Genomic DNA, 23,183 nt, shown 5'->3' with positions numbered 1-23,183 from the left:
TATATGGTTTTTATGATCGTTTTCTATTATTGAATGAATTCGTGCGTTAATAATTGTTGGATAATGGTATTGCGTTGTGATCCAGAGTCGTCTTGTTGATTGCTCAATAGAACTAGGGTGGCATCGTATTGTGGTACAAAACCGATCATGCTCCAATAGCCATTAATGTCTCCACCGTGCCAATACATTGTGGTATTGCCTTCTTGCGTGGTAAACCACCCCAAACCAAAATCCACAAAACCGCTTGGTACCTCTTGAGCGAATATTTCGGCTTTTTCTGCTTCTGTAAACCAGTTTGTTTTTACGGCATTGGTCCACGTTTCCATGTCCTTTGGGCTGCTGCTAAAGTCGCCCGCGCCAAAGGCAATGCCCATGGGGTACGTACTGTTGACATTCCCGTTCAAATAGCCTTGGGCATGGGTGTCAACATCTATTTCATCGGTGCCCTTAAATGAATCTGCCATACCGAGTGGACCAAAAATATTCTGTTGAACGTACTGATGGTAGGGCACACCGGATAATTGCTGAACCAACAAAGCCGCAATAAGATAATTTGAGTTGCAATATTGCTTGTTTGAACCCGGTGTAAAATGGAGTCCATTTTCGGAAACCAGGTCTGTAATCACCTCATAAATATCAACTTCATCCAAAGCCAACCCTTCTTCAAAAGCTTGTTCGACCACCGATTGATACTCCGGAATACCGGATTGATGCGATAGTAAGTGGGCAATGGTAATTTGGTCACCGTTTGGAAATTCGGGGTCAAATTCATCTAAAGTTTGGTCAAAACCATTGATCAGACCATCACGCTTTAGTTGCACAATAGCGGCTGCCGTAAGGGTTTTTGTAACAGAGCCAATGCGATAAGCAAGGTTGTAACCTTGTGGTAAATTGGAGTTTTGGTTTGCCGATCCAAAACCTAGACGCACTAAATCACTTCCGTTTTTTGTGATGATGGCGTAACCTTGAAAATCAATTTCGGTCAATAAATTTTCAATGGTTGTGTAGTTGCTTGCCGGGGGATCGCCATCATCGTTCTTTGAGCACGATGATGCCCATATGGTTAAAGCCAACAAAAGGGCGGCCGATAATCTGTTTGCCGAATACTTGTTGAATGATAGAATTGATAGATTCATGATTGTTCGTTTTTTATTGATTTATAATTGTTCGATAGTGCAAATTTGAGACAAAAGACCTCTCTAATCGTTCGTAATTATAATTTAGAACGTTCGTAATTATGGTCTTTCATATGCATTTAAACACAGTGTACCAGCCCTTGTTTAAATGGTAAAGAATGATTTTTATACGACTGAGATGAGGTTGTTTTAAATTGTTTATTGAGATGATTCTGTTTGAAAATCTTCAACGGCCTTGAGGTGTTTCAACGCTTTATTTATTTGACTTCCATAGCCTTGCAGTAGCCAGTCGAGCAATTTTGAATTGAGGTGCTTTAGACGTAATACTTTTAACACTAGCAAAGAAATAACTTCTAAAATGATAGTCGTTATCCCAAAAGATAAAATCATATTAAAGTCTATGAAGACCATTAAATCGATATTAAATAGAGCCTTGAAAAAGAAGAGACCGACAAAGGGGCCAAAAGGCAACAACCAAGCCACGATTCTCAAATTTTGAACAATTGCAGTTTTAAGTTTAGCCAATTTTTCTTGAATCATAACCACAGCCTCATAGTCTATCGATAGTATGAGTTTTAGTTGTTTAATGGATGACCACACCAACCAGAAAGAGAAAAGAGCTACAATGATTCCAGAAAAAGTAAAATACCATAAATGAGTATAAAGAGTTGCAAAGTAACATGCATAAAATGCAACTAGACTACTAAAGGCAAGGGTAATTGTGATTCTGGTCTTTAGAATTTGCAGTAATGATTTTACTTTGTCTACCTTAAGTTCTTTCAACAAATTTAAATGTAAGCCCTGTTGTTTCTCTATATGGTTTTTTAGTTTTATGCCTTCCATAATATTTGGTTTTAATAACCGATTTAAAAAAATATATAAGTGTCGGTTCAGTATGATTTCTGGACAAAACTAGTATGAAGGAAAGCGCGAGTCATCCTAGATTATAATTTAGCACGAGTTGGGTCGAAGAGAATAAAATGCTAATTGGGCGTCAGTTACAATTTGACTTCACCCATTGACTTGGTGTTGTTCCTTCAGTTTTTTTGAAGTAATTGTTAAATACGCTTTTGGAGTTAAAACCACTGTCATAGGCCAACCCAAGAATGGTCAAATGCGAATTTTTGGGATCTAGGGATATGGTTTTAAAATGGTTTAAACGGTACGAATTGACAAAGTCGTTAAAATTGGCATTAAACGCCTGATTGATCAGAAATGACATTTTATTGGTGTTTAACCCCAAAACGTCGGCAACAATTTTTAAACTTAATTGAGGATTTAAAAAAGGTTCTTCCTCTTTGAAATAAATAAGTAATTCTTTTTTTAAGGTTTCTATTTGGCCATCATCCAAAATGTTCGTGACCGGTTTTTCTTCATCCGACCGAGGGCTTGTGATATCGGAAAGGGACAAATTGGAACAATGCAATTCTGTAAAGCCCTTTACTTTGTGCAAAGGAAGTAAAAATGGTTCTTGCCTGTAGTTTATGATCTGACCACGTCTTTGGTCGATCATCTCTTTTAGCCGGGAAAACCCCGATTCTATATGATCTGAATTGCTTAAAATAAATAGATCATAAGGAACCAGTGTGGTTTCGTTGTAACCTTGTTCCGACCATTTTTTAATAATGGGATCCTGAACTTCAATATGCTTATCATTGATAAGTTTAAACAGTAGATTCTTCTCTTCTATTAGCGAGGTATTGTGTATAAATTCTTTAAACTGCTGTCTTCTGTTCAACCATATTAAACAGAAGCATTTTAAATGATGTGCCAACTCCAGTTCAGGATTAAGCGTTAAGGCATATTCTACGGTTTCAAGGGCTTTGTCAAATTTACGTTGGTAATAGTAAATATGTGCCAGCGTATAATGGTTATTGGAAGAAAGAGGGTCTACTTCTATCAGTCTGTTGGCATATATCAAGGCTTTATCAAAAAAACCGAGCGCTATAAACAACTCTGCCATAGCTTCCAGACCGTCGATATGATCTGGGTTTATAGCCAGTACTTTGTTTATATGAACGTATGCGTTTTTAAAATCCCATTCTTGCCAAAAAAATCGGCCTACATAAGACATAGGGTATTCAGGCAAAGAGGTGTCCAATTCCTTAGCAATGAGTAAATTGCCTATAGCCGATTCCATAGCCTCTTCATAGGGCATATACCCCCACATTGCCGATAACCCATAGCATTGTAAATTGGCATAATAGGCCCTGGCGTAATTTTTGTCGAGGGCAATGGCCTTATTGTAATAGGATATAGCTTGGTTTAAACTTTGGGGAGTCCATTTTAATTGAAATGACCGTCCCTTTAAATACAATTGATAGGCATCAACACTGTCTGTAGGCTGGTCTATTAAATGATCTTGAATTTCGAAATGGCCAAAATTGTTTCTGACCTCGTCCGCTATCGCAAGACTGATCTCATCTTCTAAATCAAAAATGTCGGTCAATTCCCTATCAAACCTTTTGGACCAATAATGTGATCCATCTTCAATGTCTATTAACTGAGCGGTTATTCTAACCCGGTCGTGAGATTTTTTGATGCTTCCTTCAAGAATCGTATTTACGCCCAATTGTTTACCGATATTCCTAATGTCAATATTTTTTCCCTTAAAGACGAATGAAGAGGTTCTTGCAATTACTTTTAGTTGATTTACTTTTGTTAGGGCATTTATAATTTCTTCAGTGATTCCATCGCAGAAATATTCATTTTCAATATCATTACTCATATTAACAAAAGGAAGAACTGCTATGGATTGCGTGTTGGCCATCTACTGAAAAAAATGAAATTTATAAGAACCAAGGGTTCTCGTATATAAGTTTGTGTGTTTAGTTGCCGTCAGATGCACGAGTTAAATAATTTAATTCTCCTTTTCTAAAGCCAAATCAAAAGATTTGGTAGATGTTATAAAAATACGTTAAACTTTGGGTTATGCGCCAAAACCCTGTTTAAATATAGTCGTGACAGAGCATTTTTTTATTTGGGGTGTCATCAATTGTCTGTTCATGACCATTGGAAACAGATTATAAAATTCTATGTCCTGATCCTTTTCAGGACGATTCCTACCTTATCTAAAAAGGTTTGGTTTATGGGCAATTGCGTCGTTTGTCAATGGATCGGCACGGGGCTGCCAAATTGAAAATCGGCAGTATGTTCTGAACAAATAATTTTTTACATGTTATTGATGAAGGGCAGTTTGTTTTATTCGTACTGTCTTATAATTTCACCTCTTCCTTTTCCCTCTACACTTCGTATGTATGCATTTACAACTTTCTTCATATTAACGGGATTGTGTCCGGGGAAATAATCTTTATATTTTTCATAGGCATCCTCGACCATTCCAAGTGATACTACGTTTACCCTAATTTCATTTTCTATTTCTAGGTCAACCGCTTTTACGAAGCTGTGGATCGCACCGTTTACCATAGCGGCACTTGCTGTTTTTTCAACGGGGTCATCGGCTAAAATTCCTGTAGACAATGTAATGGAACCTTTTTTGTTCAAATACTTTCGACCTATTCTTACCAAATTAACCTGTCCCATTAATTTGCTTTTAAGGCCAATGTAATAGTCTTCTTCCGATAGATTTTCAAATGTATCCCACTTGGCTTCTCCTGCAATACAAATTATGGCATCTAATTTTCCAATTTCCTTAAGACAGGCCTCTATCGATTCACTTTTAGAAATGTCAATAGTTATATCACTATTCGACCTTCCTCCGATTATAACTTCGTACTTAGATTTAAAATATTCTGAAACCTTTTTTCCAATGGTTCCATTTCCTCCAATTATCAATATCCTCATTCGTTGTCATTTTTTATTTTTCGGACTCCGACCCATGTTAACGGTGGTCGGTATATAGCTGGTTTAAGCGCCTAATTTAGCAAATTCGGACCGAAAAAAATATGGTAGCTTTTTTAGAAATAGGGGAGAAGATGTAATGGGTTAGAACTGGTATTATGTTTTTGACATTATATAAAGTCAGTTCTCCGCTCAAAAAAATTCCGTTCGAGGACGTATTCTAGTATTTAATAAATTATAACCATGCATAGTTGGTATATGTTATTTCAGGTGGCTTTTGAACCATGTGGTTATTTCTTCAAACGAATCAAATTTTGAATAGGGCAAACTGTGACTTTTTCTGTTATATATTTTGAATTTGTACTCTTTGTTATACGAATCAAGTTGTTGCACAAGTTCAATCGCCCCGGTAACGGATACCCTTCCATCTTGTCTAGAATGTAAAATATAAATTGGGGTGTTTATTTCATCGGCCCATTCTATTGCAGAGCGTTCATTTAGATATTTTTCACTGTTTTTATTAAATTCGGGTAAAATGTTGGCCAACCCCTTATAATTATACTCTTCTTCTAAATCTGACCAACCGCCAATAAATATAGGTCTTTGTATGGTATGTAACTTGAAGTCCGCAATACCACCAATTACAGCGGCTGCATTGACATTGATTTTTTTAAGACTTTGGTAGGTCATCATTCCTCCTCTAGAAACACCCATCATAAAAACATTGTTACCGTCTACATCATCAATTTTCTTTACTATGTTATATAGATTTAGAACATCGTTTATATCATCTCCTCCTGATTGATCCATTTTTCCCATTTCACCGACAAAGCGGTAATTTGATGCGTACACTGCAAATCCGTTTTTGGCAAGCCAGTAAAAATCGGGTAAATCTTCTTCTGATAATTTTCCGAAATTTCCGGTACCTCCTCTATTATAAATAATGACAGGTACTTTTTTGGTGATCGCTTTTTTTGGGCGACATAAGTAACCGCTTACCTCAAATCCATCACTTTTATAATTGAAAGTCTCAAAAACGTACTCCTTTTGCTTTCTGGCTTTTTCGTATGACAAACTATCATATCGATATTTTCCAATTGGGCTAAGTTCTTTATAGGTCTTTTTTATTTTAATTTGATTGATGTTATAGATGCCAGATTGAGAAAATACTTGAGTGCATGCATAGAATAGGATGAATAATTGACAGATTTTTTTCATTTATCTTTCTTAGTGTTCGGTAACGGTTTAGTGTTTTAAAAGTAGTTGATTTTTAGGCGCCGACCTTTCGGTTTAGCACAGCGCCCTATTTTTGGGCCATAGGGTCGTTTTGTCACGTAAACCACTATAACTAATACACATTGTTGTAATGTGTTTTTAGTACGTCATCAATGGTCGATACTACCACCTCGGCATTTTCTTTGCTAAAACATAGGGGAGGTTTTGTTTTGATAATGTTATCAAAAGGGCCGTCTGTACTGATTAAAATATGCCTGTTTCTCAGCTCATTTTTAATATGACTTGCCAATGAGGTGTCTGGGTCCTTGGTATGATCGTTGACTATTTCACAACCAATAAATAATCCGGATCCCCTAACATCCCCGATACAGGGATATTTTAGCATTAATTCACTTAACAGCGATAAATAATGTTCGCCCACTTCTTTGGCATTTTTTTGTAATCGCTCTTCTTCTATCACATCTAATACCGCAGTAGCTATGGCACAAGAAACGGGGTTGCCACCGAATGAACTAAAGAACTCTACACCTTTTTCAAAAGAAGTAGCGATTTCATCTGTGCAGACCACAGCACCCATAGGATGACCGTTAGCAATGGGTTTACCAAGGATTACCATGTCCGGTGCAACTCCGTGTGCTTCAAAACCCCAAAAGTGATCGCCTACCCGGCCAAAACCCGTTTGTACCTCATCACTGATACATATACCGCCTTGCGCCCGTATTGCCGGGTATATTTCGTTTAAATACCCCGTAGGTAAAGGCACTTGACCGGCACAACCCACAATAGGTTCGCTAATGAACGCGGAAATAGGCACATTACTATCCTTAATTTGTGCTACTGCATCTAATCCGTATAGCTTGCCCGCATTGGGGTTGTCTTTTTGATACCTTCCTTTGTACGTGTCGGGTATTGGGGTCTTTATAATATGATGTTTTTGTCCTTGCCCTTTGGGGTTGCTGAATTTATAATCACTGATGTCAATAGAGGTTTGCGTATTTCCGTGGTACCCTAGTTCCATCACCATCATGTTCGATGTTCCCGTATGGTTATTGGCCATTCTGATGGCCAGGTCACTGGCTGCACTTCCAGAGTTTACAAAAAATACCTTGTTCAATTTAGAGGGGAAATAACTCAGTAATTTTTCTGCATATATGGCCAGTTCATCAAATAGATACCGTGTATTGGTATTTAGTTTGGCCATTTGGTTTTTGCCGGCCTCTACCACCTTTGGGTGCGAATGTCCAACGTGGGGAATGTTGTTATATGCATCTAAAAACGTATTCCCGTCCGCATCATACATATACTGAAACGCGGATCGAACCATATGGATGGGCTGTTCGTAGCTCAATGATAGTATAGGGCTGATATGTTGATGCCTTCTTTTTAGAACTTCGTTGATTTCAATTTGTTCCAGCCTTGAAAAACCAGCGGCTTTTCTAAATTCATTTTCGGCCTTTATGGGATTTATAGTAAGCCAACGATATAGCATTTTCCAAGCCGACTTCTCGCTTATAGATGCATAGGTGTTGGTAGGGTCGGCCTTGCGAGCGTGCGCCGAATTACACACACTGGTACAAAGTCTTGCAGCTATGAGGTAATACAGAATTTTTAGTTCTTTCTCTTCTATCGGAAGTACTTGATGATAGGCCTTAATTAGTATAACGGCCCATTCTAGCGGATTTTCTTTGTCATAACATCCGTAGGTTATGGCAATAGCCAATTCATTGATTAAAAAAGTATGGGCCACATCTCCGAAATCGATTATTCCAGAAATGTCACCGTTTTGAACGAGAATGTTCCATTCATTGGCATCATTGTGAATTATCTGTTTTCTAAGTTCTGGAATGACAGGTCTGACAATTTCATCAAATTGATTAAAAAAGTAGGTAACTAGACTTCTGTCTTTCGGATCGGGAATGTCATTAATATATTTTTTGTTCAGGTCGAAGTGTTGCAGGTCCCATTCCCATTTTCTGGCTTTAACGGTGTAGTTTTTTAAGCCTTTTAGTGCGATATCTAGCTTTGCCAAGAAAGTTCCCAAAGATTTAAATAAAGATGGTGTGTGTGCCGAACTGCCAAGAAATTCCCCTTTTAAGAAAGAGAGCATGCGGGAAATTACTTTACCGTTATCTGAATCTACTAGTTTTACATAGGAATTGTCTTTAAAGGGAATAGGCGTAGGAATGCGTGCATCAAATTCTTCTTGGAGGTACAGAAGAATTTCATTCTCTGCTTCAACGGTATCTTTTAGCGATTCTGAATATTTATATGTCTTATATATGAAATCTTTTTCTGCTGTAGAGATATGATAGTTCTTGTTATCGTAACCATCAAGAATCTTGTTGTTCTGAATTTTGATGCCAAATTCTTTTTCTAAAAAAGTGTTCATTTTTTTGATTCCAATTTTTTCGGGTTCTTCCAAATCCATCTTTATTTTCTTAACACCCAAAACAAGAAATCGGCACACTGATCCCGGTTTCCTTTTTACAATAATCTAATTCGTGAAAATCATCGTTAATGTACACTGAAAGCTGATTGTAAAAAAAATTAAAATTGATCCAAGATTCGATTGCTTGTCCTTCTTTACGTTGTAAAATAGCCACATAGAAAATTATGTTCTATACTATGTCTTTTACTTTCTCTAAAACCTATGTGCTTTATACATAGCCTAAATATAGCAAAACGGCCCTGAAACAGAAGCAACAAATTAGTTCTAATATGGTCATTGTAATTACCGTAAATTCTAAACACCCATATTTAGTGACCGATTTAAATTTTTGGGGGCAATAAGCAATTGCTGTAATCTAAAAGGGTACGTAAAGTCATCTAGAACAGAGCAAGGTTTTATACATGGCATACATTCATAACTAAGTTATGAACGCCCCATATTGCAATAGGTGGCTGTTTTATGTCCTTACTTCCCAATGCGGAAAGTATCAATATATATAAGGGGTAGGGGGCGAGGTGCAAATACGGTACACGTTAATGTTAGACCTTGATCGTTGCTTTTATTTTAGAATAATACCTCTTATCATCTTTATTAAAACCCCAAACATCCAATGCTTCTTGCTATTCAGGTAAGTCTTCGCCTTCAATGATTTTTTGCTTTACAATTCTTTTTAGATCTGCTTATTTGTGTCTATTTTTTCAATGAGTGCCAACGGTCTCGGCTATGTGTAGTTGCATGGGTTAGTACATAACTTTGAAAGTATACACCAAACAGAAAACCCGTGAAGGTTTTCAGAAGTGGAGGAGAACAAACAATTACCTATAACTATTGTTTTAGCAGGTTTTTATTTCCACTTCGAACAAAAATTAGACTAAAACCAATTAGGGTTAGCGCATAGCCAAAAATAAGTCGAAATGGCAATGGGACTATATGCCACAAAATTAGGTTGGCCAATAAAATAATGACTATTCCTGTCTTATTGTTTTGAAAGTAATTAAAGCTTAAAATCAATAAACCAAGATTAAAAATTTTAGAACTTGGTCCTATGGTCACAAAAGGTTTCCAGATTGATGGAACTTTCGAAATATGATCAGTAAACTCATTACGCATTTCTTCGTTTGGAAAGCTCCACCATACGAAGTCCAATACGCACATTCCAATAATACAGGTGATCCCTATTAAAGTTAAGGGAATTCCGATTAGGCTAAAGATTTTTTTCGGAAAAGAAACAACTTGGGGAATTAGTAATACTACTCCAATTAACAAAAACCAATGGGCAAAATCTATAGGTTCTTGGGCGTACACAAAATCATTTCCTTTTAACAATATAATCTGACCGATTAGAAAGAAAACGAGTCCAATAATAAAGAATGTTTTGTATATCGATTCAGTTTTATTTTTGAGCTTTTTGGTTATGGTCATTGGTTTTTTATTCTTTAGTCCCATATCTCGGGGCGGTCAATTTTCATTGCTCTCAGATATGAAATGAATTGCCCTGCGTGAACAGATTCATGATATCCAATTCGTAATAAATATTTCCCGAGGTTTTTTTTGTGCCCATTTCCGGGGTGAACGATTTCCGTTTCGTTCAATTCTCTATCCGAAAATTGGCGAATGCTTTCTAAAAATGTGTTTCTATAAGGTTCGGCAAACTCAAGTTCGTCAGAAACGCTAATAAAGGGGCGATTTTTCCAAGGCGTTCGATAATTGGTCATACTCCCATTTTTGATTATTATATTCCATCCGTAATCGGCTTCCAAAACATGTCTGACCATTTCTATGGCGGTCATTGCCTTTTCGTCCGGTTTCCAATTGTAATATTTCTCAGGTAGTCCGTTCCAAAGTTTTATACTTCTTCTCCTAATTTCTGTAAAGTTTAAAATTATGAGTTCAGATTGAGTCATTTTGTTTGTTTTCAAAAATGTCGTTTTACATTACGGCCAACGGTTTTGAGCATGGTCAAGTACCTAATTTAGCAAATACAAACCGAATAAATATCCGAGAGGGTTTTGTAAGTAGGCCGGTACTAGCAATAAATTATACACGGTGTTGGCGGTAGTACTTATTTTATGTTTCAAATAGTATAAAATTCCTCCAATACTTTTGTTTTCCATTTATCATTTTCTTTGTACTGAAGTAAAGTTCCTCCCCAAACTTTATCTGGATTTGCCATTATTGACTTAATCATTGAATTGATGTGAGGAAAAGTGATTTTTTTCATTGCTTTTTTAAGAGGAAGCCAATTAATTTCCTCAATTCCATTTGGTCTTTGATCTACTCCATCTTTGATTTTTGCTGTATAAATATTTCGCAATGATGTTGAATTTTTTCCATTCAATTCTCTTTTTAGAATAAAGGTTCCTTTTAGTTGAAGTTCCTTTATGTTAATTCCATAGGATGATGCAATACTGTCTAATCCTTCTCTAATTGTTTGTTCTTTTGTTTGATATAGTCCTGGGGTTACCCAAAAGTCAGCATTTTCAATTTTGACAACCATTAATTCATTTTGAGAATTAAATATCAATAGCCTATGGAAAATTGAAATATCATTTTCAGTTTGAGCGTTCGCTGAATGAAATAACATTATAAAGATTACTACAATTATTCTTTTCATTATCGTGATTTAAATGTTGCACAACGGTCTCGGCTATGGGTAGTGCGGCGCAGAAATCTGACGGATTTCCAGCTACGCGCTAAGCAAAAGCTTTTGGTTTTTTCTTTTTCAAAGCTAATTTTGAATATTTCGCTGGCGCATAATTTTCAATTTAGCGACATTATAAATATACGCAGACCATTCGGTTAAGCCTTAAAGTCCGCATTACGTTTAGGCTTTGGTGTAATGTGTATTTTATGTTTTAAAAATGTCAAGTCCCTTTATCCAAAAGATTTCACTCTCAAAAAACTTTAGTCTAGTCTTTATTATCCTGTCCGTTTTGTCCCGAGAAGGTTTTGTAACGAATCTAGCTTTGGAGTCACTAAAGTTCAGAGTGTATTTTTCGTCTAAGTCATTTTCCTTACTTGTAAAAAATGAAACGACTTCACCATTTAATTTCCAAGTTCCTTTTCCGTATTTATGGACTATTGGTGGAATTCCATTTTGATTATTGGTATACGAGTGAAATACGAATGTTCCGTCCGAATAAATATTTAGTCTGTACTCAATTTGGTGCTTTCCGTTTCCAAGTTCAAGAAAGTATTCCCCAATTATTTTATCCGACTGAGAAAATGAAGTTAAGGTGCTAATTAAAAATAAAGTTGTTAGTATTGTTTTCATCTAGATTGAATAAATGCATTACAACGGTCTCGGCTATAAGTAGTTGCGAATTTTATACAACTACTTTTAGGATTACAATATACTTTAATAAAGTGAAAAAACGGTTCAAGTTGTAACTCAAACCGCTATTGCCTATACACATCGTTGTGTGCCGTTTTTATTCAACTGTTAATTTGCCACTAACTTTTAGGAAGTATAGGTGCTTTTTTACTTCTTCCCCAAGCAATAAAAAGCGCAATACCAATTAGAACAATATTCGTTCCTATATTTGGAAATTCACCTCGTGATGCATGAAATCCTGCTGCTAAAACCATTACCAATGCAAGACCTAAAGCGGCCCAAACAGTTAAAAAAGGTTTGAACCGAAAAATGGATGGAATTAATAAACCTAATCCTCCTAATAATTCACTAATACCAATAAACCTTACCAATTTTAATGGTGTAGATGTAACCCATGGAAGTGATTCTGCTAATGCTTCTATTGGTTGAGTAGCTTTCATAATACCTGCCATTATAAACATGACAGCTAATAGTCCTTGTGCAATCCATAATGCTATATTGATCGCTTTGTTGCTTTTTTGATTTGTCATTTTACCTTGTTTTTATTTTATGGCACAAAAAACATAGTTTTAGAAAGCCTATGCATTGATGTACATCAAGAAATGACATTAGATTATTTTTTTTGAGAAAGTTCATTTCGAACACGACTCAGGGCTTCAGGCGTAATTCCTAAATAAGAGGCTACCATTTTTAGGGGCACTCTTTGAGTAATGTTCGGATAGGTTTTAATAAAATGCTCATACCTTTCTTTTGCACTTGAACTCATTAACATTATAATTCTATTTTGCATAGTATTTAAACGTCTTAACAAGGCATTTAGGTCTGGGCCTTCTTTTAATAATTCTTCTTTTGTAGCGACATTTATAATGGTGTCTTCAATAGCATCTATAAATAATTGACAAGGTGTATTGGGTTCACAGTTGTCGGCAACTAACCAGTTTTCTGGACCAAACATATATATATGTTCTTTTCCTTTTTCATCGATTGTATAGCTTCGTAACAAACCACTTTCAACAAGATAAACCTTAGAACTTATCTCTCCTTTTTGTTGTAAAAGAGTTCCTTTTTTTGCGTTTATTTTTTTCAATTTCCAAGTCTTATTAGGGTTCGTTCAAATGGCATACAACGGTCTCGGCTATGAGTAGTGCGGCGCAGAAACCCGACGGATTTCCAGCTACGCGCTAAGCAAAAACTTTTGTTCTTTCTTTTTTTGCCCAAAGCCAATTTAGAATATTTCGCTGGCGTAATCTTCAATTCGGCGGACATAGTAAATAGGCCCAAGCCCCTAAATTTAATACTTTTCGCCCTATTTGCTATAGGTATTGTTGTAAGTAGTTTTTGTTAGATAACCTAACTCGACCAACTCGCTTTTGTCATTGATTTTTTTTAAATATCCATTTTGTAAATACAGGATACTATCCGCTAAGTTGATTACATTTTCAAAATCGTGGTCCGTAATAATATATCCTTTATTCAATTTCATTTTCTTAATGTATTCTATGATATAATCACGGACAAGGGGGCTTACTCCATTGAAAGGTTCATCCAGTAAAATGTATTCCGAATCGGAATGAATGATTAGTAATATTTCCACTATTCTTTTTTCTCCGCCAGATAAGTCTTGATTTTGTTTGTTTAGTAATGGCACTATCTGCTCGTTGTTAAATAGGATATCCGAATTTTCTTTTGAAAGAAATAGCTTTATTAATGTGCCTATTTTTACATTATTTGGCAAGAAATTGTCTTGAGGTAAATAATTAATTAGATTTCTACCATCTGAAATATTTCTAATTATTTTTTCGCCTATTCGTATAAATTTCGATTCAGCTTTTTCAGTCCCAAATACTATTTTTAAAAGAGTAGACTTTCCAGAACCATTTCTACCGATTAAACCTGTTATTTCACCTTTTTCGCACGATAGGAATATATCACTTAGGATTACTTTATCATTATATTTTTTGGTTAAACTGTCAATATGTAGTCTATTCATATAAGAGATAATATCAACAGATTAATTAATGCTATTATAAAGGTAGAAGCCCAAAGTTTAATATTGCCTAATCCTAAATTAAAGTAATAGTAATATTCGTTTTTATATTTTATGTCATAGACATAATATTGAATTACGGGAGCAATGAAAATGAAACAAAATCCTATTGTTGAAAGTTTACCGCCAAGTAATGTTCCAATCACTATTGAAATTATATACGAGACGAAAAATATCTTTTTTTGGAATAATAATATGTTTTTTAATATTCTCAGAGGTCTATTTTTAAATTACTTACAACGGGTTGACGCGCTTGCCAGTTTCCGTCTGCGCACGAAGCTAAAGCTTATTGTTTGGTTTTTTTAATCATTCATAAGAATGGAGTTATAAATATTGAAATCAAGACGTTCATAAATGCTTCTCCAAAATTTGACAACCAGAAATAATCGGCAAAGTAAAAAATGCCAAATACCGCAATTACAGATATAAGATCAATAAAAACTGCTTTTTTGTAGCGAACTAAATCAAATACAAATAATGTAATAGCAGGTAATACTTGAAGTCCCTTGTTGAATAGTTGACTAGTCTGCATATTTAAATCAAACGACATTCGAAAAATAGCTGCGCTCATCAGCATAACCATGCCACCTAACATTAATCGTTTATGAAGGAACACTTTTTTTCTATAGAAAAATGCGAAAGAAAATAATATATAACCTGAAAATAATCTCAAAACATTGTGTCCAGCACCATCAATTGTTGTAGTGCCTGCATACACTTTGTAAATTGACGGGAAAATTCCGGTTGGAATCATTAGAATTAAAATAAACAGTCCAAATATTCCGAGCGATCGATGGACTCGAAAATTTTTGTATCGAATTAGAAAAACCTGAACTGCATATAAGAGTACCCAAATTGTGAAAATAATTCCGTGAATTACAAGGTGAATAGGTAATGGGTCAGGGTTTTCAAAATATTTTGAAAGGTAAAAGGAAGGAGCAAAACCCCAAAATACAGTTAGCAAATACCATATCGCAGTTGCTGTAAAAAAGTTGTGTTCTGCTTTTGATCCCATTTAAATTAAAGCTAACGTTTATGTATAAGAATAGTTGCGGGTTTACGTGCGAGGATTTTCCGTAGGAAAATAAGACGTAGCAAACGTGCAACGACCTTTGATTTAGCACAACACCAGCAATTTTTTATATACGGCTTAAGTTTGGTTCGCTGTAAATTGATGCAATAACCAGAAAGAACAAAAGAGAGAATTAAGGTTGGTATTTACGGTGAAGCCTCGACTTCGTCAATATTGATAATCCTCTTTCTTTTATTACTTAAACCACGTTCGGTTCTGTGAGGTTCGACCTCGTTTTCAAGTGGTTGTGATGCCAGTAGCTGGTTCTTTCAAAAATCAGTTCCTATGAATAAATATAAGGAAACTTTTGGAGTCGACATCGGTAAAGATGTCTTTGATGTGTATGGCAGTACCGTAGTACACGACCGGTACACCAATGATGGTTCTGGGTTAAAGAAGTTGCTTAAGGAGTTGCCCGCCGGTGCATTGGCCATGGAGCGATAATGTCTTAAATTAAGAAAGAATTTGTTTGTTTTTTACCTCGGTTCTTTGTTGGCAGCTGTTTTTTATAGTTAATTTTCGTCAAAGTTCAATTTCTTATTTTCCATTGCGGTTTGCCAACCATAAGGAAAAATTCCGTGTTCATTTTCTGTTATGTTTGCCATTATCTGGCTAACGCGTTTTTTTATTCCGATTGGAAGTTCGTAATACAATTCGTCAACTTTAGTGTTTCTCTCAAAGTCTAGCGTTCCGTTTTGATGTCTAATTGCTCTCTTTTTGCCATTATGATAAACCAATATTTTAATTCGTCCATCATCTGTTCCATTCATTCCATATGTTCCATAAACCATTATTGGATCAATAGATCCATCATTGTCGTAGTCATTTAATTCAAAATATTTTGTCCAAAAATTAATCGAATATTCCTTAGAAACTTGATTGCCCTTTGGAAGAATAAAGTCGGTTAATTTCCATTCTTGTATAAATCGGTCGTCTTTGAAACTAAAACAAAAAGCTTCTATTGAGTCATAGCATTCTTGTCCATTATCGCATTCAATTTCATTTTTGGTCATAATCAGAAAATGGGTTCCACCTTTGTCATCATATTTATAAATACGATGTATGGAAAAGTCAATTTTAAGTGAAGTCTTTAAGCTGTCGGTAAAAATCGAATCAATTTCTTGTTGGGTTAATTGGCTTCTTGATATTTCTGAGTTTTGCCCATATCCAAAGTGCACAAGTGTAATTAAAAGGAATATTAATATTGTCTTTCTCATTGTTTTTTCATGTGGCTAACGGTCTCGGCTATGATTTCGTTGCGTGGGTTAGCACTAATCTTTGCAAGTACACACCAAGCTGAAAGTCCGCACGGATTTTCAGAAGTAGGCGAGAACAAGCAATTACTTATAGCCATTGTTGTGTGTAGGTGTTTTTATTCCGATTTTTATTAATTCGTGTCGATATGTAATCGATGTTGGTCGCAATGTAAACACTTAAATAAATAACCTTGCATTCCGCCATCATTTACTAAATATTGCTCAAATTCCGACTGCGATAATCCATATTCCGATTTAATTCTTTCAATATCGTCTGATAAATTTTCTTTCAGATGTTCAATCTCTTTCCAGCCAACATATTTCTCAAATGAACAATAATCATCGTGATGTGCAAGCCAAACTTCTTGTTGCCAACTCACATAATTTGGTGTTTTCGTAACCAATTCAGTTAGTTTATTTTGGTCAGAAACTTCTTCGCAAGAAGCATCGTCAATATACATTCCATCGTATTTTTCGGCTGCGCTTCCGTCCGCAATACACCAAGGACAAATAAATTCAACTTCTTCCACAGCGTAAATTCCGCCAGAGTAAGCATAGTCTCTATTTTTCTCACAAACTGGACAATCAATATTTTTCTTTTCAATTATTCCCAATTCGAGTGCGTTCGGTTGGTATTTAAACTTTGGTAATTCAGACATATTTTTTGAATTCAGAGTGTTATTGTTTTTACAGCCAGAAACTATTCCGATTACTAATATTAATGCTATGACGAATGTTTGTTTCAAATGGTGTAGAACGGTCTCGGCTATGATTTCGTTGCGGAATCGTCAGCTAGGACATTCCGAGATACACTAGCCATCATTGCAAGATAAGAATTTCCGGTAGGAAATTCCGCAGCAATGAACTATAGGCGTTGTTGTAACCAGTTTTTATTTAATTTTTTCATAGTAATGATTCATGTCCGAATTCAGGATAATTTTTGGCTTTTCAAAGACCTTATTATTAAAATACGTTCTTTGTCGAGCTTGTCCCATTTCGAATTCGTAGGTCCAATCAATTTCGGTCGTTAAGATTCCGTAATTCACATTATAATTTCCGATTCCATAAAATCCGCTTTCAAAAGTACCGTCGGCTTTTAAAATTAAAGTGTCAGATTTGTGCGGAACTTCTGTGAGAAATGGATTCGTTTCTGTGCTAACATAAGTGCCAATTATGTTCGACTTTTTCAAAGGTAAATCAAATCGAAAAATTAGAATTCCGATCAAGATTAGCAGTCCTATTCCGATTATTATCCGTTTCATCACGCAAATTGGTTACAACGGTTTTGTATATGGTTTGTTGCGTGTTTTAAGCACCTAATTTAGCAAATACAAACCGAATAGAAAATCCGAGAGGATTTTCAGAAGTAGGCGAGAACAAGCAATTACTTATAGCCATTGTTAGCCTTTCGTTATTTTATTTTGTAATATCATTACTATTCGAAAGCTCTATAATTCTTCTTAATAAAACACGTGCTTTATCATACCTTTTTTCTATTTCTATTAAAGAATATAAACTGTTCTCTAGGTCATTTTCAAAACGTATTTCTTGTAATAAGTCTATATTTTCAATGTCGAACTTTGTGTCCTTTTCATTTTTGTTATTATAATAGTCAATATTAACTAAAGATCCTTTTTCACTTACAAAATAAACTATTCTATTTGTGTTATTAGTTGAGCCAGTATGCCATTCTAGAATATCTTCATAAAGTCTGTCCCAATCATATAAAAGAAGTTTAAGGTTTTCATTTTTCAAAGTTGATAATTTTCCAGAATTTTTAATGTCATTTAATACATAAGAACTGGGGTTCCAAGTAGGATTAGAAATAGCATAATAAATTAAACTATCAATTATTGTGTTATCTACCTCAATATTTTTTGAACCAGTATATGATAATAAAGTGTTAGTCGCGGTAATTGAATTTTTAACACGTGTTAAGTCAGTCTCAAGTTCTTCCAAATTCTTTTGGAATTCATTATTCAGATTTTCAGTTAATGTTTTTAATGCATTATTTTCCTTTCGATTTTCATTCCAGTTATTAATTGACAAGGCAATTAAAATTCCAATCACGACAAGAATAATTTCTCCGATAGCATACTTGAAATACTTTCCAGTTTTTCCTTCTGAAAGTAGGTTCTGTCTAATTTTTCTAAAGAATTTTATCATTTGGTCGTTGGTTGGTCGTAATGAAGGCTAACGTCTAGGCTAAGCGTAGTGCGGAGGTACGGCATCTGCGTTAGCAGTGGGCGAGTTGGCGCCCTGGCCTGTTTACGTCTGCGCACGAAGCTAAAGCTTTTGGTTTTGCTTTTTCTTTTTTATCCAAAGCTAATTTTGAATATTTCGCCGGCGCGTAATTTTCAATTTAGCGACATCATAAAAATACACAAACCCAGCGATTAAACCTTAAGCCCGTATTGTTTATAGGTATTGTTGGCAGCAGTCATTTCAAAAATTATTCAAAAACAGTTTCTTTGACTAAATTGCCATCTTTATCATAAGACACCCATTTTCCTTTTTCTTTACCATCAATATAGTTTCGAACTTCTCTAAGTTGCCCATTTTCAAAGTAAACCCGAAATTCTCCATTTAATTTATCATTAGAAAAGAAAGTAACATTTTCTATTTGTCCATTTTCAAAATAATTTACCCATTTACCGATTCTATTCCCCAAATAATAATTATTTATTGACCTAATCTGCCCATTTTTATAATAAGATATTCCTTCTCCTGTTCTCTTTCCTTCCGAATATTTTTGAACTAAGGCTAATTCTCCAGTTTCCCAAAAGCGTTTCATTTCTCCATTTAGTTTGTCATCATGAAAGTATGTCGTTTCCCATAGATGTCCATTTTCCTTATACTTTTTTCTTTCACCCGTAAGAAGACCTTTATAATAATTGGACAGTCTTTTTAATTGACCACTTTCAAAGTATTCCTTGCATTCTCCATCCTCTTTGCCATCAATATAGTTTACTGTTTTTTTTAACTGTCCATTTTCAAAGTAAATACTGTATTTTCCGTTTAATTCACCATTGGAGAAAAAAGAAGACTCTTCTATTTGTCCATTCTCATAATAAGTTTTCCACGGACCAATTCTCTTGCCTTCAGAATATTTTTGAATCCATTTTAGTTGTCCGTTTTCATAATAGGATTCCCATATTCCGTTTTCTATACCAATCGAATAATTTTCGATTTTCATTAGTTGTCCGTTTTCATAGAAGCTTTTCCATTCTCCTTTTCTAAATCCTTCTTTAGAATATCTTTCAATGTTTTCTATATTCCCATTTTTATAAAAACTTTTGGCTTTTCCTGTTCTTTTATTATTAGAATACCTTACGACATAGCCTAATTCACCAGAGATATAATACGTTTTCCATTTTCCAGTTCTTTTTCCGTTTAAATACTTTCCTTTCCATCGAAATTCCCCATTTGAAAAATTAAAATTTCCTGAAATCTTGTGGGTTTCAAAGCTGTCAATCACTTTTCTATAAATCTGGTTATTCTGTGAATGAACATTGAAGTATTGAATAATTAGAAATAGAAATATTAGTATTTTTTTCATTTAACTTAAAGCCTTTTTTTATTTTCTTGATTGCTTCCAACGGTTCGGCTATGGCAAGTACGGGGCACGCCGTCTGCGACAGCAGCGGGCGAGTTGGCGTGCTGGCCAGTTTCCGTTTGCGCTCGTAGCGAAAGCTTTTTGTTTTGTTTTTTCTTTTTTATCCAAAGCTAATTTTGAATATTTCGCCGGCGCGTAATTTTCAATTTAGCGACTTTATAAATATACACAGACCATTCAGTTTTGCCCTAAAGTCCGCATTACGTTTAGGTATTGTTGTAAAAAGTTTTATGCCAGTTTCTGCTTTTAAATTCCGTATGCGTTATACTTGCGTTTTTATTTTTAAGTATGATGCAAATTGTTTTTAAGTTCTGTTCACTTGACAATTATAGCAACCAGGACTCGAATTATGGATTTGAATGTATTCTATTCCCTGATTTTCAAAAATCTTCTCTATGATTTCTTTAGTTTTATCTCCTTTCTCCGTTATGGCTGATTTCATAATTCCACTTTTGTCATATCCACGAAATGAAAGTAATCTATGATTCAACATTTCGGGAATTTCATTGATATCCAATTTTTTTGTTTTTACATTTTTTCTAACGAAAATCGGACCTTTTGCTTGATAGGGGCTTTTAGTTTTGTGAAATTCAAAAGGAATCAAAATTACCTCTTCTCCGATTTCAGCATCTTCTAAACTTACTCTGCAAGGGAATCCCGGATTTTCATCTACTATCATTCGTTTTCCGCCTACTTTTTCAAGTTCAGTATCGTTAAGTTTAAAAAATGAATCGAATATTTCGTAGTCTAATGCTGAAATTTGAAAGTTCATATTTTTCTTTTTTTAAATTTTTTACAACGGTTCTTGTATGGTGTCGTAGCATCCCGCAGGGTGCATATGCATTATACAAATTGTTGTAACACGTTTTTACTCTGTTCTATCCTCTCTTTTCAATTCAGTTAGTTTACGGCACTGATCGAGGCAAATTCTACTATATAAAAATTGGACTTCATAATTTTGAAGTCCTTAACCAACTGAACTTCTTTGCCTTTTAATTCACTTTCAGTATTTAAAGAATTCTATTTTTTAGTTACATAAATTAAATGTTGAGCAAATGACAAGTCAAGATAAAACAGGCTAATAATAAAAATAATATATTTAGAATTATTGTTTTTGTATTTGACTTCTCGATAATATTATTGATTAATAAAACTATAAAAATAACGGAATAGATAGAGGAAATTATTGGTGAGTAATTATAATAAAAATTATAACAACTATTTTGGAATAAACAAAAAAGCATTATTGTAAAATAGACAAAAAAAGAAATTTTTATTAGTAATATTATTTTTTTCATAAGTTAGTTTTCCTAATTATTTATATGGAAAAAACAGATATTGATTAAGTAAAATGTTTAATGTTTTTTTATCAGAATCTGTTTGGTTAAATGTGTTACAACGGTCTGTGTATGAGTAGTAGCGAATTTCTATGCACCAATTTTTCAGTTTTCACTGATCTTTGTTTTATTAATAAACTTTCGTTTTAGCACTCAAATGGCTATTACTTATACACATTGTTGGTGGTAGTTATTTATCCTCTTAATTTCTTAATTTTAATATTTGTTTTGGTTTTATATTCTTCATTCGGATTTAAATTAATTGCTTTCAAATAATTGAATATTGCTTTATCAAAGTTTCCGTTCTTTTCATAAGCATCTGCAAGACTATCAAAGGTGTTCCAAGATTTTGGAAATTCCTTTGTGTTCAATTCAAAAACACGGATTGCCTTTTCAGAATTATTAAGACCTAAAAGCCAAAAGTAACCGACATCATTTAAGTGTGCTTCAAAATTATTATTTTCAAAAATCGGATTGTTTTTAATTACCTGATAATTAGAACTAAAATCTTCATTTTCATAAGTTGCTCTCAACACCGTTTCAAATGCCAAATTATTGATGTCTGAAATATCTCTATCCACTAAACTTGCAATATGATTTACAATGTTGTCTATGTTATACCATTTAGTAAGTCCATTAGTTAAAAAGATTATACTCAAATTCTTTTCAGGGAAGATTCGGTAAGCTGTACATAAGGAACCTGAAAAACCATAAGACTCATAATTGTTTACCATAATCTTATCCCATCCATAAGTGAAACTTTTATTAGACTTTGTGAATGGAAAACTTTGCCACATTACATTTATTGATTCTTTGTCCAAGATTTTATCTGTAGTAAGCTTTTTATACCAATTGATAAACTCGTCCAAGGTAATATTCAACCCGTTTTTGGAGTGTGCATAACTACCTTGCAAATATGGATGGTCAATCATCAATGTCCCTTTTTCAAACGGAAAATAAGGAGTTACACGATTCAGTACTATATCTCTGGAATCAGAAGAAAAAAATGCCTTTTTGCCAGAATTAAACTGATTTTTAAGAATATAATCAGCTAAACTTTCATTAGTTACGTTTTCGATTATCTTTTGAAGTATCCAAAAACCTGTTTGGTTATAATCATATTTTTCTCCAGGTTCAAACTTGACGTCTTGCTTAAATACTTTATTCTTTGCCTGTTCTTCTGTTAAGTCTTTAAACTCTGAAGTTGGTGACATATCTGGAAGTCCTGAAGAATGTGATAATAGATGTTTGATTTTTATGTTATTCCAACTAGCTGGTAAGTCAGATATGTATTTTGAAACAAAATCATCAAGATTAATTTTTTCTTTTTCAATTAACTGAAATATCCCAACGGAGATAATCGGTTTTGTTAATGAGTAAACTCTAAAGATTGAATTATCAGAAATAGGTACTTGATGTTCAATATTGGCATATCCAAAATTCTTTTTATATACTATTTCATCATTTTTTACTACAGCTAAAGCTACTCCTGGAATTCCTTGCCTTTTTATAAGGTGCGTAATATAGTCATCAATTTTCGCATCTATTTCGGACTTTTCTTGACTAAAACAAATTATATGTGATATAAGTAAAATCGTGATAAATAATTGTTTCATTCTTATTTGGTTTTATTTAAAGACTGATTTAAAAATAGAATGTTGCATTGAATTTAGGTTAGTTTTAATTGCCACCAACGGTTCGGCTATGATTAGTGCGGCGCAGAAATCCATCGGATTTCCAGCTACGCACAAAGCAAAAGCTTATGGTTTTGTTTTTTCTTTTTTTATCTAAAATGCAAAATCCATAAGATTTTGCGACATTCTAAATATACACAGACCATTCGATTTAGCCCAAAAGTCAGCATTACGTTTAGGCATTGTTAGCTATAGTTATTTCCGT

22 protein-coding genes are annotated in these 23,183 nt (G+C 34.3%); 1 reads left to right on the top strand and 21 read right to left on the bottom strand.

Features of this window, described 5'->3' with window-relative positions:
- Positions 1-26: 26 nt before the first annotated feature.
- The 14 genes from J8L85_RS14250 to J8L85_RS14185 form a co-directional block, all read right to left on the bottom strand.
- A complete protein-coding gene (locus tag J8L85_RS14250) occupies positions 27-1,136 on the bottom strand; it encodes a serine hydrolase domain-containing protein (RefSeq protein ID WP_211018361.1) in 1,110 nt (369 codons plus the stop codon).
- Between the two features lie 198 nt (positions 1,137-1,334).
- On the bottom strand, positions 1,335-1,979 hold the full coding sequence (locus tag J8L85_RS14245) for a hypothetical protein (protein WP_211018359.1): 645 nt from the start codon (positions 1,977-1,979) through the stop codon (positions 1,335-1,337).
- Positions 1,980-2,130: 151 nt separating this feature from the next.
- Positions 2,131-3,906 (bottom strand): tetratricopeptide repeat protein, encoded by a 1,776-nt coding sequence (locus tag J8L85_RS14240; protein WP_211018356.1) that lies wholly within the window; start codon positions 3,904-3,906, stop codon positions 2,131-2,133.
- Positions 3,907-4,337: 431 nt separating this feature from the next.
- Entirely contained in the window at positions 4,338-4,940 is a 603-nt protein-coding gene (locus tag J8L85_RS14235) for a short chain dehydrogenase (RefSeq protein WP_211018354.1), read from the bottom strand.
- Positions 4,941-5,198: 258 nt separating this feature from the next.
- The gene (locus J8L85_RS14230; RefSeq protein WP_211018352.1) at positions 5,199-6,155 is read right to left on the bottom strand and encodes a prolyl oligopeptidase family serine peptidase; all 957 of its coding nucleotides are present in this window, start codon (positions 6,153-6,155) and stop codon (positions 5,199-5,201) included.
- Between the two features lie 130 nt (positions 6,156-6,285).
- Entirely contained in the window at positions 6,286-8,601 is a 2,316-nt protein-coding gene (locus J8L85_RS14225) for an aminotransferase class III-fold pyridoxal phosphate-dependent enzyme (protein ID WP_247656682.1), read from the bottom strand.
- 846 nt (positions 8,602-9,447) lie between these two features.
- The gene (locus tag J8L85_RS14220) at positions 9,448-10,068 is read right to left on the bottom strand and encodes a hypothetical protein (RefSeq protein ID WP_211018350.1); all 621 of its coding nucleotides are present in this window, start codon (positions 10,066-10,068) and stop codon (positions 9,448-9,450) included.
- Positions 10,059-10,541 carry a DinB family protein gene (locus tag J8L85_RS14215; protein ID WP_247656681.1) on the bottom strand — a complete coding sequence of 161 codons (483 nt, stop codon included), beginning with the start codon at positions 10,539-10,541 and terminating at the stop codon, positions 10,059-10,061. Before J8L85_RS14215 ends, J8L85_RS14220 begins: the two co-directional genes overlap by 10 nt.
- Before the next feature lie 155 nt (positions 10,542-10,696).
- Positions 10,697-11,236 carry a hypothetical protein gene (locus J8L85_RS14210; protein WP_211018348.1) on the bottom strand — a complete coding sequence of 180 codons (540 nt, stop codon included), beginning with the start codon at positions 11,234-11,236 and terminating at the stop codon, positions 10,697-10,699.
- A 234-nt stretch (positions 11,237-11,470) separates the two neighbouring features.
- Complete coding sequence (locus tag J8L85_RS14205) at positions 11,471-11,896, bottom strand: hypothetical protein (RefSeq protein ID WP_211018347.1); 426 nt, start codon at positions 11,894-11,896, stop codon at positions 11,471-11,473.
- A 179-nt stretch (positions 11,897-12,075) separates the two neighbouring features.
- On the bottom strand, positions 12,076-12,486 hold the full coding sequence (locus J8L85_RS14200) for a DoxX family protein (RefSeq protein ID WP_211018345.1): 411 nt from the start codon (positions 12,484-12,486) through the stop codon (positions 12,076-12,078).
- A gap of 83 nt (positions 12,487-12,569) precedes the next feature.
- Positions 12,570-13,043: a Crp/Fnr family transcriptional regulator gene (locus J8L85_RS14195; protein ID WP_211018343.1), complete on the bottom strand. Its 474-nt coding sequence runs from the start codon at positions 13,041-13,043 to the stop codon at positions 12,570-12,572.
- A 219-nt stretch (positions 13,044-13,262) separates the two neighbouring features.
- Entirely contained in the window at positions 13,263-13,946 is a 684-nt protein-coding gene (locus tag J8L85_RS14190; RefSeq protein WP_211018341.1) for an ATP-binding cassette domain-containing protein, read from the bottom strand.
- Between the two features lie 367 nt (positions 13,947-14,313).
- The gene (locus J8L85_RS14185) at positions 14,314-15,018 is read right to left on the bottom strand and encodes a hypothetical protein (RefSeq protein ID WP_211018339.1); all 705 of its coding nucleotides are present in this window, start codon (positions 15,016-15,018) and stop codon (positions 14,314-14,316) included.
- Between the two features lie 342 nt (positions 15,019-15,360).
- Between J8L85_RS14185 and J8L85_RS14180 the strand changes: the two genes are divergently transcribed.
- Entirely contained in the window at positions 15,361-15,519 is a 159-nt protein-coding gene (locus J8L85_RS14180; RefSeq protein WP_211018337.1) for a hypothetical protein, read from the top strand.
- Positions 15,520-15,587: 68 nt separating this feature from the next.
- Here the strand turns inward: J8L85_RS14180 and J8L85_RS14175 are convergent, their stop codons facing one another.
- The 7 genes from J8L85_RS14175 to J8L85_RS14145 all read right to left on the bottom strand — a co-directional run bounded on the left by J8L85_RS14175 (position 15,588) and on the right by J8L85_RS14145 (position 22,900).
- Positions 15,588-16,292, bottom strand: coding sequence for a hypothetical protein (locus J8L85_RS14175; RefSeq protein WP_211018335.1), 705 nt, complete (start codon positions 16,290-16,292; stop codon positions 15,588-15,590).
- 170 nt (positions 16,293-16,462) lie between these two features.
- Positions 16,463-16,990 carry a CbrC family protein gene (locus J8L85_RS14170; protein WP_211018332.1) on the bottom strand — a complete coding sequence of 176 codons (528 nt, stop codon included), beginning with the start codon at positions 16,988-16,990 and terminating at the stop codon, positions 16,463-16,465.
- A gap of 231 nt (positions 16,991-17,221) precedes the next feature.
- Entirely contained in the window at positions 17,222-17,593 is a 372-nt protein-coding gene (locus tag J8L85_RS14165; protein ID WP_211018330.1) for a hypothetical protein, read from the bottom strand.
- A gap of 154 nt (positions 17,594-17,747) precedes the next feature.
- The gene (locus J8L85_RS14160) at positions 17,748-18,497 is read right to left on the bottom strand and encodes a DUF6090 family protein (protein WP_211018638.1); all 750 of its coding nucleotides are present in this window, start codon (positions 18,495-18,497) and stop codon (positions 17,748-17,750) included.
- Between the two features lie 286 nt (positions 18,498-18,783).
- Positions 18,784-19,890, bottom strand: a complete 1,107-nt coding sequence (locus J8L85_RS14155) for a toxin-antitoxin system YwqK family antitoxin (protein ID WP_211018328.1) — start codon at positions 19,888-19,890, stop codon at positions 18,784-18,786.
- A gap of 361 nt (positions 19,891-20,251) precedes the next feature.
- Entirely contained in the window at positions 20,252-20,719 is a 468-nt protein-coding gene (locus J8L85_RS14150; protein WP_211018326.1) for a DUF1203 domain-containing protein, read from the bottom strand.
- Between the two features lie 759 nt (positions 20,720-21,478).
- Complete coding sequence (locus J8L85_RS14145) at positions 21,479-22,900, bottom strand: serine hydrolase (RefSeq protein WP_211018324.1); 1,422 nt, start codon at positions 22,898-22,900, stop codon at positions 21,479-21,481.
- Between the last annotated feature and the right edge of the window lie 283 nt (positions 22,901-23,183).

It is taken from the genome of Maribacter sp. MMG018 (assembly GCF_018100785.1).
In the GTDB taxonomy this organism is placed as follows: domain Bacteria; phylum Bacteroidota; class Bacteroidia; order Flavobacteriales; family Flavobacteriaceae; genus Maribacter.
Note: the sequence above shows the minus strand (reverse complement) of the source record. Positions and strands in the feature narration are given on the sequence as shown.